Below are 13,231 nucleotides of genomic sequence, written 5' to 3'. Positions count from 1 at the left end.
AAAATGACTAAAAAAACCACAACACCAGCAATTCGATTGCTAAAACAAAAAAATGTAACTTTTGTTTCTCACACATACAAATATGAGGAGCATGGCGGTGCAAAATACGCCGCGCAAACATTAGAAACTTCCGCGCACATGGTAGTAAAGACCATTGTCATGCAAAACGACAACAAGCAGTGCTTCATCATCTTAATGCATGGGGACAAAGAAGTGTCTTTAAAAAAAATGGCGCGTGAAATAAACTGCAAGACAGTAAAACTTTGTCATCCAGACAAGGTGAGAAAATTAACCAACTATCTTGTTGGTGGGACTTCTCCTTTTGCCACGAAAACCCCCCTAAAAATCTACTGCGAACACACCATACAAAATCTAGAATACCTGTGGATTAACGCTGGCAAAAGAGGCCTTCTTGTTAAGATTAGTTTTCAAGATTTGCAAATGCTTTTACAACCACAATTTGTCAATGTTGCCATTCAATAACGCCGTTCATTCTAAAATTTTGGTGGCTGTAACACCACAGAGATAGAATTGAGATGATGAACATATCAATATTTGTGAAGTAAATCAAAAAACTTCGGGCTCGGGCTCGGGCTCGGTTAAATTTCGCTATTTCAAATACTACCAGGAGAAAAGTATGTACCGAACATTTACCATATGTATTTTGGTCTGCCACTCGTTCTTGCTTGCTCAGACCACTTTACAGCAAGAAATAGACAAAATGATCCAACCGATCATTGAATACAAATGGAATGTGGGCGTTGTCGTTGGAGTCTATCAAAAAGACAAAGAAGATGTGGTCCTATCTTACGGTTTTTCTGACAAAACTACACAACAGAAAACAAATGTCCAAACCGTTTTTGAAATCGCGTCTATTTCTAAAGCGTTTACTGGTATCCTACTATCAAAGATGATTTTAGAAAATAAATTGGCGATGGACGACACGATCGACAAATTCATCGATATAGATTCCGAGGTAGGAAAAATAACCTTACAACATCTCGTTACTCACACGTCAGGACTACCAAGTTTGCCGACGAACATAACGCCTAAAGATATCGATAATCCTTATACCAGCTACACGGACGAAAATATACTCGATTTTCTTCGTAAATATAAGCTAACCCGTAAACCAGGGAAACAATACCAATACAGCAACCTTGGTGTCGGACTATTGGGAAAAATTTTACAAATACAAGCAAAAAAGAGTTACGAGAGTATGGTAAAGGAGGAAATCTGCCAGCCTCTTTCGATGTCACACACCGCCATTACCAAAGACAAAAAATGGCAAGTCGCTGTCGGACATGATTTGGATTTAACCCCTGTCCCGTTCTGGGATTGGCCAGTTCTTCAAGGCGCTGGTTCTCTACATTCTAATGTGAAAGATGGCTTACGATTTATTAAAGAAAATATTGCTGCTCATCATGCACAGCCAAAAACCACTTTACAACAAGCATTGGTCAAATCACACAAGACTTTACGTCATGTAAGTGGTAAGTTAAAAATTGGTACGGCATGGCACAAACTAGGAGAAGATGTTGTGTGGCATAACGGTGGATCGGGTGGGTTTCGCAGCTTTTTAGGTTTTAACCCACAGCGTGAAATTGGAATTATCGTATTAACAAACACCGCAAATAGCCTAGATTACGTGGGTTTCAATATTTTAAACTTTCTATCGGGTGAAAAAATGCAAGAAGTTGTTGTTCGCAAAACCGCGGAAGTTGATCCAAAAATATTTTCTTCTTACCTCGGAACGTACAAACTAGGTATGCTAAAAATTCAGATTTCGCAAAATAATGACAAACTTATGGTAAAAATTGCCGATCAACCTGCTTATCGCATTTATCCTGAAACAGAAACGAAGTTTTTCTGGAAAATTGTCAACGCACAGTTAGAATTCGTAAAGAATAAAGAAGGTAATGTAAACAAAATAATATTGCATCAGTTTGGGCGCCAGATGCCCGCTGTGCGCATCAAATAATAGAGCAAATATCATCCACGAATGTTGGGCCGACAATACTACTTTGATTTCCCATCGCCACCTCCTCTTTCGTGGAGTCAAAACATCAATTCTACAATTTTATAAGGTACGAACATGGATAACTCTAAAGACAAAATATGGAAAGATCTTTTTGCCAACGAAGAAAAAATGGGTAATAAAGCTCTCAGCTACAGTTTTCGAGCGCAGGAGGAATCTATTCCCGAAATTCAACTAGATCTCCCCAAAAGTAGTATTGGCGGTAAAAAAATAGAAGAGTTTACGGTAGTCGGTGCCCAACAAGATGTTCCCTTTGCTGCCGCGCAAACCATGAATTTGCACGACGATGAAGAAGTAAAACAACACGAAAAATCCGTATCTGGGCGTTACCGAAAATTAGAGAGTAACTTGAACGAAGACTTCATTCTCGATGAGGTCATTGGTGAAGGGGGAATGGGTAGTATATTCAAGGGTATGCAACGTTCCTTAGGGCGCGATGTCGCCATCAAAATTTTACACAACGGTAGCGAACATGCAAACTTATTTGCTTCAGAAGCACGTATTACCGGAGGTTTGGAACACAGTAACATTGTTCCCATCCATCACTTTGGTGCAACGGAAAACGGTGTTCCACACTTGGCGATGAAACTTGTTAAAGGAAAATCGTGGCTAGAGATACTAGAAGACGAAAAACGACCGCTCAAGGAACATCTACGTATTTTAATTACGGTATGTAATGCGATCGCATATGCCCACGAAAATAAGATTATCCACCGCGACTTGAAACTCGAAAATATTATGGTTGGCGAATTTGGTGAAATTTTTGTGATGGACTGGGGATTGGCCGTTAGCTTTGCCGACAAAAAAGAACCACATATTTTGCACAATTCGGAGGTAGAATTTCCAGCAGGTACACCTATATACATGGCTCCAGAACTTGCCACCGGAGAGGGGAAAAAACAAGGTCCTACCACAGACGTATACCTGCTCGGAGCGTGTTTACATCATGTTCTCATGAAAAGTGCACGCCACACAGGACAAAGTTTACGCGAAGTATTAGAAAACGCCACCGCCTCACAACCATTTTCCTATCCAAAAGAAATTCCGCGAGAGTTGGCGAACATTTGTAACAAAGCCACGGCACAAGATCCTCAAAATCGCTACTCTTCCGTAAAGGAATTTCAAAAGCTAATCGAAGAATATTTGGAACACGAGCAAGCCAACTTACTTATCAATGAAGGGCTCGCCAAATTAGAAGAGCTAGATAAAAGTGTCGCAAGATTTGCTCGTGCCTCGGAGCGTGAGCGTGAAACTTTAGAGAGGGAAATCCATCGTCTTGATGGGGAAATTGTCTTTGCGCTCGAACAAGCCTTGAAGATATGGAAAAACGCTGAAGAAGCGCGTAACGGACTTACCAAAGAAAATACCTTAATGTTAAACTATGCTCTGGAAACAGAAGATTTGAAATTTGCGCAATACTTGATGTCGCGTTGTGAAGTCCCCGAGTATCAAGACAAAATTCGCAAATTACAACAAAAATTGAAGGCACAAAAAGACGAACTTATTCATCTACGTGAAGCCGTTCGTGCTCACGATTGGCAGGAAGTTGCCTCGCCACTCGGCACTATTTTCTTATTTGCCGCGATACTAGGTGCTTTGGGTTGCTTTCTAACAGGTTCTGTACTGAGAAAGCCCGATTTCAGCTATTGGATGGTGGTCCCTATTTGGTTGTTTATTCCCGTGGTACTCGGAGGGATCACCTACTATCAAGCCAGGGGATTAAAAATTCGCAGTTTGGTCTCGCAAGACATCATCGGTATGTGGGTCATCGTAGGTATAACCTGCATGCTAACCGGTGTTATCAATCACTCTTTGGGTTTACCACCATTTCGCATGATCGGGGTAGCATCACTTCTCATTGGTATTGGTATTGCCAACATGGCCCTGGACATTAAAAAATGGTTGTTTATTCCCGCCGCAGTCTTTTTTCTTGGCGGTGTCATTATGGGCGTTTTGTATGACTATGGTTTGGAAATATTTGGCTTTTTGTGGCTTACCAGTCTCATGTCAATTGGCGTCTACTTCAAAATACGCAGTTTCGTACTAGAAGAAGACGAAGGTCTTGTCGATATACAAGGCGCACACCGTGGCGTTTCAGGCAGCGTCATGACATTTGCCCTATTGTTTTTTGGCTACTTTGCCTATTACCTAACACGCGCAAATATGTCTGTCGCGCAATTAAGTATTGTGGACACCACCGCACTCACCACAAAGGACCTAACAGCCATCACTAGCTGGGGGATCATGTTCTATGCCATCGGAAAATTCACCAACGGTATGATCGCCGATAAAATTGGTGGAAAAAGCATTTTTATTCTCGGAATGATTGGCTCGGTGTACTCAACATGTATGTTTGCCACAGGAGAAACATATGCATGGTTTCTTGGTTGGTGGTGTTGCAACTTTTACTTCCTATCCATGGGCTGGAGTGGACTCATTAAAATATGCTCCCACTGGTACGGTGGACATAAACAACGTGGAACGATTATGGGTATTATGTCGTTTAGCTACCAAATGGGCGAGGCTGTTGCAAAAGCCGTAACAACTTTACTCGCTTCTTTTTCGCTACTTATTTGGCAAGGATTGTTTTTCGTCCCCGCAGCTTTATTGGCAATTGCCGCCTTGATCGTATTCTTATTTTTAAAAGAACAACCCTCAAACCGTCCTGCTGTTTGTGAAACTCCCAACATCAAAAAAGTTTTACAAACATTGTTTACCTCACGTGCTTTCTTACTAATGATATGGGGGGGCTTTGCTTTGACAATGGTACGCGGTTTCTTCCAAAGCTATAGCCCTCAGTTACTGGCAGATCGAGGTCTGGTCAACGAAGAAGCGGGATATGTATCCACTTTATTTCCAATAGCAGGGATGGTCGGAACTTTTCTTGCAGGGTGGATCTCTGACAAGATGAACGGTAACCGCGGACCTGTGTTGGTGGTTCCGTGTATGATTTTGGCATTTATGATGTTTGGTAGCGGTCTGTTTTTCCACTCGCTATTCTTACTACAAGGTTTTTTAATTATCAGTGGTTTTTTGATCTACGCTGCATACTCTGTATTAGGTGGTGTTGCCGCGATCGACGTAGGAGGAAACCAGGCCCCTTCCACCACAGCAGGTGTTCTCGATGGATTCGGTTACCTTGGCTATGCTGTAGGATCATTTTTAATGTTATACTTCAATCCAGAACAAATGTTTACAGTATTTGCGGTTGTCATGTTGCTCATGTCGCTTACTCTCATCCCGTTGTGGAAAATTTACCCGACAAAACCTCTGGATTTTACCGAAGCATAATTCGCAACAAGCACCTATGCTGAAACCTTTGTAATAGCTAGTCTATGAAACAGCTATCTTCTATAAGCTTTGTTTTTCAAGCTATAAATGTTTGGGAGACAAAGCTTATTTTTTTATCTATGATAGCAAAGATACGGTATTTGTAGAGAAAAATGTTACAGAATACCAGTTTTTTCAGGGCCTCAAGCACGAAATGAAAAATACCGTACAAAAACCGTATTTTTGAGTTGCATTTATCAAAATTAAGTAGTATAGTATGTGTACATTCAGGTTGTTCACAATTTGGATATTACATAGGGAGGGTGCAAAAATGTTAAGTACAATACAAGAACCTACAAATTTAAAAAATGAATTTGATTCGATTAATAGATCTTTAGAAGAAGAGTACAAACATCAAATGTGTGCGATGGAATTACACAGAAAAAAAGAGAAGTTATTAGATCTACTTACAAATGATGAGCACCTGACAGAAGAGGAACGACAGAGAATTTTCGAGTGGGTGCAACAAAATATTAATATGGTTGTTATGTAGCACGGATAGTATGGATAGTATACACAAATAAACCTAAACCCGAGCCCGCTTCCGAGCCCAAGCCCGTTTCCGAAAACCTTCTAGAAAAAGGTAATGAAACTTTAATGATAAGCCACCTACTAAATAGCCAAAACGCAAAGCAAAAACTTCGGGCTTGGGAGCGGGCTTGGGGCTCGGGTTTAATAAAATCATGTACGTTTTTAGCATTGGACAAATAGCAAGAGCTATAATGTTTTTTCTTCTAGAGGAGATTTATTCTCCTCTTTTTTTATGCCTAAAAATAAAACAAGCCCTCTAATGTTATGTTAGAGGGCTTGTTTACATGAATCGAACATCACGTACTTGTTTTGGATGTTTTTGTATCCGATGATGTAGATGATGATTGTGATTCTGATTTGGCTTTCTCTTTATAAGATTTACTGCGGTAATCCGTTATATAAAAGCCTTCACCTTTAAATATAAACCCTGCTCCTGGTCCAATTAGACGTTTTAATGAACCTTCTTTTTTACATTCTGGGCAGTCTTTTAAAGGATCTTCACTCATGTATTGAAATGCGTCAAATACATGTTGGCAGGATTGGCATTCATAAGAATACGTTGGCATATTTTACTCCAAAAAAAATAGTCTTTAGAGATACCTCATTTCTTATAAATTTACTCAGCAGCTGCCATATTGTTTAATTTTTTGTGCAAAGAAGATTTCTTTCTTGCAACATAATTTTTATGGTATAGACCTTTTTGCCATGCTTTGTCAAGCTGACTGGTTACCACAGGTAGTTCTTTTTTTGCTTGCTCTGCTTCGCCTTTTTCTACTAGAGATAGAAAATTTTTGACGTGGGTTTTAACCGCAGATTTAATGCTTTTGTTGTGAACACGACGTTTTTCGTTTTGACGCATTCTTTTTTTTGCTGATTGAATATTCGGCATTACTTTTTTCCTTTTATCATACTTTAAGTTTTTCTAATCTATCGCTTACATCTTTATATTGAATATCTATATTCAGTAGAGATGTAAAGGTATCTATTGCATCTGCTTTTTTACCAGCAGATTCATAAACAACACCTAGACTGTATAACAATGTTTTATATGCTTTGTGTCCTGAATTGAGGCCATCTAATGCATTTTTGAATTGGGCCTCTGCTAAAGCGTAATTCTTTTTGTGTAGAAACGCTTGCCCCATGTAGTTGAGAGCTTCTACTTTTAGCCCTGGAGATTGAATCGCCTGTTGGAAGTTAGCAATCGCTTCGTCAAACTGCTTACATTGAAACAAAGCTTTTCCTAATTTGTAACGCAAATCTGATTCCGTAGGACGCTCGTCGGCTAAAACTCGATATTCTTGTATTTCTACCGCAAGTTTATTTTTCTGTACTTGCTTCAACTGCTGGCTTATGTTCGCATCTTGTGGATTTTTCTTCAATTTGCTGCGAAGAACTTCCATTTGCCCACTTAATTTATTCACTTTGCAATTTGCAATTTTGTATTTCGTATCGAAGTTTGTTGGATCCATCTCTAAATATTTTTGCAAAAGTTCTGCGGCATTGTCATAGCCGTTAAAGTCATACTTTGCAAGAATGAGATATTTTTCTGCTAGATCGCGAAGTAACTTTTTGTTTTCAGGATCTTCCTGCAGTTGTCTTTTGAGAATTGCAATCACTTCTTCTGCATCTTCTTTGGAACGTATTTTTTGGTTGAGTTTTTCGAGTACGTTGGCCTTGTCCTTATCTTTAATTAAATCGCGAGAACTTTTTGCCTCGGTGTATACGTCGGTAGTTTTCATTGCGGCAATGCGCTTTACTTCCCGCGAGATTTCTCCATCGGTAGGGCTTAATTTAGCGGCCTTTTGGCAGTAAAAAATCGCTTTGTCATAGTGTCCCAAACCTTTGTGTATTTCACTCAACTTTATCAAACTTTTTACATGACTAGGATCTGTGGCATAAATGTCTTCGAAAACAAAGATAGCCGTATCTGTGTGTCCAGAGTGCATACACGCTTCACCTAGGGAAAATAGCACTGGTACATTTGAGGGGTCATGTAATAAGTAATTTTCGGCTTCTTCAATCACAGTGTTCCATTTTTTGCGCATTTGTGCAAATTTGAGTTTTGCCTGCGCACCAATTCCCTTAGACATAGCCTGTCCTTTTGTTGGTGCACCATGAGCCTGGTGTTTTTTCTTTACTGTAGCGCGAAGAAGTTTACGAGCTTTTACGTCGTTGGGGGTATACTTTAAAATTTGGTTTTTTAGAAGTTCTATTGCAAGATCATAATTATTTCTTTTTAAGGCTTCTTCTGTCCTTTTATAAAGTTTTTTGATTTGTTCCGACACGTCTTCACCTTCCTAAAGCGAAAGATTGTTATTCTAACATAAACCAAGCTCTACAACAGCGGAAACTTAACACATTTGCAAAAATTTACCGCTTATCGTTTATGATACAATGTTTTGTGCGCTTTTGCAAAACAAAATTACATGGGTTATGAAGCTTGTTTTTCTTAATTTTGTGTCGCTGTAACGCTTCTTTTTTTTAGCGACACTTAAGCCAAATTATTGGGCCATTGCTTGTAAATTTTGCAAATCATTTGCGGGAACATCAAGGCCAAAACCCGGCACATTCGTAATTAAGTTATCTTGCTGAATTAAACTTTGGGCTTTGTCTTTGGCCCCATTTTTGGAATATGTCCATGCTGCGATGTAAGCTAAGGCATAGTAATCTTTTCCCTTACCTTGTGCTGCCATTACATTCAAATGTTTCTCCATTAACTCTATATTTTTTGAACGTGCAGCAACAAAGCCGTGCTCAAGTTCTCTTTCAATACCACTTACAGGGGTCCAATACATTCCATAACCCTTGTTTAGATATTCCACAACGTCTTTGGACATATCTTTGTCTAAAGCACCTGGTATTAAGCTCAAGTTTTTGAGATATTGAACGATATAAGCCTCGCGAAATTTTTCCCAATCATCATCGTCACCATCAGCAACAATAAGTTGTTGAATGTTGGAAGAACTTAAAACATTCTCTTCCATGATGGAAGGTTGAGGTGCTTGGTACTGTGTATCTTGAGCTGTATTGTCGTTAGTATTATTGGTATCTGTATTATCCGAATTATCTGTATTATCCGAGTTATCTGTGTTATCGGTATCGGTATCGGTATCGGTATTTGTATTATCGTTGGTCGTTTGTTGGTTGTCTTGAGAATTATTTGTATCTGTATCATCTACTTGTGTAGAAACACAAGAAACCAACATTATAGATATAAAAAAAATTGTTACGAATAGCCTCATTTAACATATTCCTTTATTAACACATTTTCATCACAATTCTTAGAGTGAATTTGGGTAACGTTTGAAGACGTTATAAAAGTTCTAAATTTACCACAAAGCAAATGGAAAGTCAAAAGTATTACACGCTGAAAAGTTTTTACTCCAAATAGAAAAATTTATCGCGACAAGTAAAAGTTACGGTATTTTGTGATGGAGCAGTTGTAAATTTCTAAACCTATTCCAAAAAGACTTGATATAATAGAGGTAAGAGAGCATTAGTTATAGTAGATCGATTCCAAGAATGTACTGTGATATCTATTACGCCAACGTGTACAAAAATGGAATTATCTGCGAACTAACAGCAAAAATATGATAAAGAGCAAAGGAGATACAATGTTTAGAATGTTGTCCATTTTTCTTATTTTAGTGATTACAGCAAGTGCACAACAACAAGTAACAATTAGAGATTTTCAATTTAAAGAACAAATAGCTGGAGAAACAGCGATCGTACCACAAACATTAGGAAATTATGTCACAGTTGTCTATCTTTGGTCTGGTTCTGAAAGAGGTTCTGGAACATCGGTATCAACTGTAGCAGGTAATGGACGATTTCGGCAACAGAAGACATTCGCCGCGGTTGCCTTAGAAGGTTTCAAATACCTCAACAAAGACTACAACAAATTGAAGAGTGTCGGACTAAAAATGGTCGGCGGACATGTTCAGTTCCAAGGAGCTCAAATATCGGACATCCAAGCTTTTCAAGCAATTCCAAAAGAAGTGAAATTCCCCGTATTTTTCCAATGTCGTGCCACAAAGCGTTTCCCGATGACACCACCGCGTGCTTTTGTTTTTGATGTAGGGGGCAATCTACTTTACACAGGAGATAGTTTACAAGAGGCCATCAAAAAAGCACAAGAACTATTGGTGAATCGTCGTGCCAAGCTGGCGGCACAATTCTCTACGAAATTCTTTAAACGAGAAGTAAAAGATATCATTCGCGGAAAATCCCTGGGCAAGACATACCAAAAAATTCAAAAGGCTATCGCCAAAAGCAGTGAAAAAGAAAAAGAAGGACGACAAATTCTACAAAGGCTAGAGCAAATGTATCAAGTAGAGGTAGCCAACGTCGAGGCAAATGCCAAATACAACCCTGTTGCTTACGTAAAGCAAGCAGGAAAGTTGTGCAAAAATTGGAAAGGCTACGAAAAGGCGGACAAATTCGCCAAGGAAATTTCCACAATGAAGAAAAGCAAATCATTTCGCACAAAGCTAAAAGGCTTTTCAGTATACACAAAAGCCAAGCAAATTTACTACTCTATGGAAGTTCGTGGAAAAACTAGTTTTAAGAGTCAAAAATTCCAAAGTGACAATAGACGTGCTATTGCGGGCTTAAAGAGTTACTGCAAGGCACTTACGAGTAAGTATGGTAGTACTTTTTTTGCGGTTTGGGCACGAGAGACAATGAAGAAGTTTTAGTATGGTTTGCTGAATGAGAAATACTTATAGAAATTTGTGGTAGCATGAAAATTAACTACCACAATTTCTATAAAATAGAAGACTATGATCACTTGTAGTTTGTTGTTTATACTAATCTCCGCGACGACCTCTTCCACGGCCTCGACCTGTTCTTCTACGTTTTTTCATGCGTGGTTTTTCTTTTAAATTGGCGAAGAAACTATTACCGTTTTGTAGGTGATTAATTTTGATTTGACGAACTTTGGCATCCAAAACTTTTTCGTTACCGCGATAAATTCGCGCTTCTCTTGGAAAACAAATTCCATCAACCCAATAATTTTGTTTATCTAGAAAAACTTTGAATATTGTATTGTTTCCTTGCCACGAAAACTCACCACCAAACAATGAATAATCACTATCTTTTACATATATCTTTATTTTCTCGCCTTCGCCGTTTTGCTGTAAAATAACATGAATACCATATGATTTTCTTTTCACATGCTTTTCATATTTTAGAGTACTACCTTTTTCCAATAGATTTGTCAACATGATGAGTTTTACAAAACGTAAACTTTCCTTCAAGTTGTCGCGTTGACGTGGATCTGTAGTTTTTTCAAGTTTATCCTTTGTTAATTGCCATGCTTCGTTTCCGTTCCAACTAACTTTTGTAGGAGGATTCATCATCGAGCTAATTTCGGCACGCAACTTGTTGGGAAATCGAAAATATTGTTCAATGAGACTTTCCACATCGGCTTTTTCGTTTTTGGAATGCACATCCATTTTAACGTAGATATTCTTGATTTTTTCGAAGTTTTGTTGTCCACCATGGCGTTTTATACATCTTTGTAAAATTTCTCGTGGCGAAAGTTTTGCAGCATACAAACTACAGAAAGTAACGAGAATTAAAAATGTTACGCAGCGTTTCATAGTTATGACTCCTATTTAATTTCAAATTCAATAAAGTTAGTTAAAATTTTCCCAAACCATGCATCCGACTTCTCCCGAGCATAACTAACCGGCACATACAATTGTACATATATTCCATATTTTCCCGCGGGTAAGTCACAATAATCGCGTAAATTTAGAGTAGGAATGACAATATAGCGATTGGGCTCTAGTTTTACAAAACTTTTTTGCATTTTGCGAAAAGGCTTCAGTCCATCTTCTAGTACGAGTTTATTTTTATCGACGTTTACAATATTCACCCCGAGGAGATAAGGAATATGGCTATTGCAAACCGTGATAGGAGCCTTAGACAAGTTTTGAATGAGTAGATTTACAGCAACAGGTTGATCTGCAGAAAAACTTTGGCCTGCACTTTGCCCAAATATTTTCAATCCCTTTTGCATCTTTCCCGCTCGGTCTTCAAAACGACTTCTTACGGATGAGGCTTTTGTGACTTCTTTAATGACGTAGTGCCGATCTACGATTGCGCCATCAAAAGAGGGTGCTGAAAAATAATTGATTTTCGCATTTAGATATTTGCCAAAATACTTTTCAAAAATTAAACAATTGATTTTTGCTATATTCTCTGGTGCCTTACGGTCCCAATCTTTTGGTACATCAATATCCGTCAAAACAGACACATACATGTTTTTTTTGTATAAAGTAGTATTTAATTCTTCGCAAAACATTTTCGGTAGTTTTGGATCATTTGCCTTGGAAGCAACAGAGAGTATCTTTAGTGCTCTTTTGGACAGAGAGTTACGAATATGTTTGGCAATCTGAGTTTCTTTGAGTAGGGCTTGCGAAAACCCAGAGAAATCACTGATATTCCAAGGATTTATTGTAGAGCGATGCGCTCTATCTTGTAAAAAGAATACGTAGGTCAGTTTGGGGAATAGAAATATTCTTTTGGCGTTTTTTTCGCGATCACTGCGATACATAACTTCAAATATTTTAGAGCATTCACCTTTGTAGTATTTGATCACTTCACATGTCGCCACAGTGTATTTCTTTTTTGTAGAAACCACAACATCGCGCGTCTCTAAAACCTTGGCATTAACAACAGCGACAGATGCCTCTACGCGCTGCTGCATTACTTGCTCGCGAATACGCGACTGAATCATGACATCGCTTTTTATGGTATTTTCTTTTATAAGAGAAAATTCATCATCCACTAACTTGAAAAACAGGATGTAATCGCGTTTGAGTGCTATATCCGTCACTTGTTTTTTTAGTTTAATTCTGCGCAGTTTTTGCGGACCTTTTATTGCGTCTGACACTTTTATTTTACTCTTAGAAGTAAATTTTCCTTCGACGATAACATCCGAATTTTTGATCATTTTTTCCAAATTGCGCGAAGAAAGTTCCCAATCGCCGAAGATAGAGATCGTAAAAATAACAGTGATAATCAGCATTCTTTCCATAATTTTTTCCTACGACATAACCAATAATATTTTTTCATTAGGACAACACTCTAGTATATTATGCGATGTATATCAAAAAAAAGAAATAATTTTATTAAAACACGCATCAGGTTCTCGATAATCGCAGTACTCCTTGAAGAATTTAGTCTGGTTAGGGTGACGGTCAGGGTCAGGGTCAGGGTCAGGGTCACGGTGACGGTGACGATTACGGCTACGGTGACGACTAACTTGTAGTGTCATCCCTGCAAAAGCACGTCTTAACTTAAAACGTATGATGGTGACGATTA

Annotated in this window: 11 protein-coding genes; 5 read left to right on the top strand and 6 right to left on the bottom strand. The window is 38.6% G+C overall.

From position 1 onward, the window contains the following. The first annotated feature begins 3 nt into the window (after positions 1-3). From UABAM_RS01555 to UABAM_RS01540, 4 genes are all read left to right on the top strand, one after another. The gene (locus UABAM_RS01555) at positions 4-483 is read left to right on the top strand and encodes an aminoacyl-tRNA deacylase (RefSeq protein ID WP_151966231.1); all 480 of its coding nucleotides are present in this window, start codon (positions 4-6) and stop codon (positions 481-483) included. Between the two features lie 154 nt (positions 484-637). Beyond that, positions 638-1,981 (top strand): serine hydrolase, encoded by a 1,344-nt coding sequence (locus UABAM_RS01550; protein WP_151966230.1) that lies wholly within the window; start codon positions 638-640, stop codon positions 1,979-1,981. A gap of 114 nt (positions 1,982-2,095) precedes the next feature. After that, positions 2,096-5,329, top strand: coding sequence for a bifunctional serine/threonine protein kinase/MFS transporter (locus tag UABAM_RS01545; RefSeq protein ID WP_151966229.1), 3,234 nt, complete (start codon positions 2,096-2,098; stop codon positions 5,327-5,329). A 310-nt stretch (positions 5,330-5,639) separates the two neighbouring features. Further along, a complete protein-coding gene (locus UABAM_RS01540) occupies positions 5,640-5,861 on the top strand; it encodes a hypothetical protein (RefSeq protein ID WP_151966228.1) in 222 nt (73 codons plus the stop codon). Positions 5,862-6,195: 334 nt separating this feature from the next. Here UABAM_RS01540 and UABAM_RS01535 read toward each other — a convergent pair whose 3' ends face one another. The 4 genes from UABAM_RS01535 to UABAM_RS01520 all read right to left on the bottom strand — a co-directional run bounded on the left by UABAM_RS01535 (position 6,196) and on the right by UABAM_RS01520 (position 9,141). Beyond that, positions 6,196-6,465, bottom strand: a complete 270-nt coding sequence (locus tag UABAM_RS01535; protein WP_151966227.1) for an FmdB family zinc ribbon protein — start codon at positions 6,463-6,465, stop codon at positions 6,196-6,198. Between the two features lie 50 nt (positions 6,466-6,515). Then, positions 6,516-6,788, bottom strand: coding sequence for a 30S ribosomal protein S20 (gene rpsT, locus UABAM_RS01530; RefSeq protein WP_151966226.1), 273 nt, complete (start codon positions 6,786-6,788; stop codon positions 6,516-6,518). Between the two features lie 16 nt (positions 6,789-6,804). Then, the gene (locus UABAM_RS01525) at positions 6,805-8,184 is read right to left on the bottom strand and encodes a tetratricopeptide repeat protein (protein ID WP_151966225.1); all 1,380 of its coding nucleotides are present in this window, start codon (positions 8,182-8,184) and stop codon (positions 6,805-6,807) included. Between the two features lie 216 nt (positions 8,185-8,400). Then, positions 8,401-9,141, bottom strand: coding sequence for an OTU domain-containing protein (locus tag UABAM_RS01520; RefSeq protein WP_151966224.1), 741 nt, complete (start codon positions 9,139-9,141; stop codon positions 8,401-8,403). A 372-nt stretch (positions 9,142-9,513) separates the two neighbouring features. Between UABAM_RS01520 and UABAM_RS01515 the strand changes: the two genes are divergently transcribed. Next, a complete protein-coding gene (locus tag UABAM_RS01515) occupies positions 9,514-10,596 on the top strand; it encodes a hypothetical protein (RefSeq protein WP_151966223.1) in 1,083 nt (360 codons plus the stop codon). A 111-nt stretch (positions 10,597-10,707) separates the two neighbouring features. Here UABAM_RS01515 and UABAM_RS01510 read toward each other — a convergent pair whose 3' ends face one another. After that, entirely contained in the window at positions 10,708-11,502 is a 795-nt protein-coding gene (locus UABAM_RS01510; RefSeq protein ID WP_151966222.1) for a hypothetical protein, read from the bottom strand. 11 nt (positions 11,503-11,513) lie between these two features. Further along, the gene (locus UABAM_RS01505) at positions 11,514-12,944 is read right to left on the bottom strand and encodes a hypothetical protein (protein ID WP_151966221.1); all 1,431 of its coding nucleotides are present in this window, start codon (positions 12,942-12,944) and stop codon (positions 11,514-11,516) included. Positions 12,945-13,231: the final 287 nt, after the last annotated feature.

Source organism: Candidatus Uabimicrobium amorphum (genome assembly GCF_009002475.1).
Lineage (GTDB): Bacteria > Planctomycetota > Uabimicrobiia > Uabimicrobiales > Uabimicrobiaceae > Uabimicrobium > Uabimicrobium amorphum.
Note: the sequence above shows the minus strand (reverse complement) of the source record. Positions and strands in the feature narration are given on the sequence as shown.

Coding starts and splice junctions, on each gene's coding strand:
- UABAM_RS01520 (WP_151966224.1), bottom strand. CDS start 9,141: ATGAGGCTATTCGTAACAATTTTTTTTATATCTATAATGTTGGTTTCT.
- UABAM_RS01550 (WP_151966230.1), top strand. CDS start 638: ATGTACCGAACATTTACCATATGTATTTTGGTCTGCCACTCGTTCTTG.
- UABAM_RS01545 (WP_151966229.1), top strand. CDS start 2,096: ATGGATAACTCTAAAGACAAAATATGGAAAGATCTTTTTGCCAACGAA.
- UABAM_RS01510 (WP_151966222.1), bottom strand. CDS start 11,502: ATGAAACGCTGCGTAACATTTTTAATTCTCGTTACTTTCTGTAGTTTG.
- UABAM_RS01540 (WP_151966228.1), top strand. CDS start 5,640: ATGTTAAGTACAATACAAGAACCTACAAATTTAAAAAATGAATTTGAT.
- UABAM_RS01515 (WP_151966223.1), top strand. CDS start 9,514: ATGTTTAGAATGTTGTCCATTTTTCTTATTTTAGTGATTACAGCAAGT.
- UABAM_RS01535 (WP_151966227.1), bottom strand. CDS start 6,465: ATGCCAACGTATTCTTATGAATGCCAATCCTGCCAACATGTATTTGAC.
- rpsT (WP_151966226.1), bottom strand. CDS start 6,788: ATGCCGAATATTCAATCAGCAAAAAAAAGAATGCGTCAAAACGAAAAA.
- UABAM_RS01555 (WP_151966231.1), top strand. CDS start 4: ATGACTAAAAAAACCACAACACCAGCAATTCGATTGCTAAAACAAAAA.
- UABAM_RS01505 (WP_151966221.1), bottom strand. CDS start 12,944: ATGGAAAGAATGCTGATTATCACTGTTATTTTTACGATCTCTATCTTC.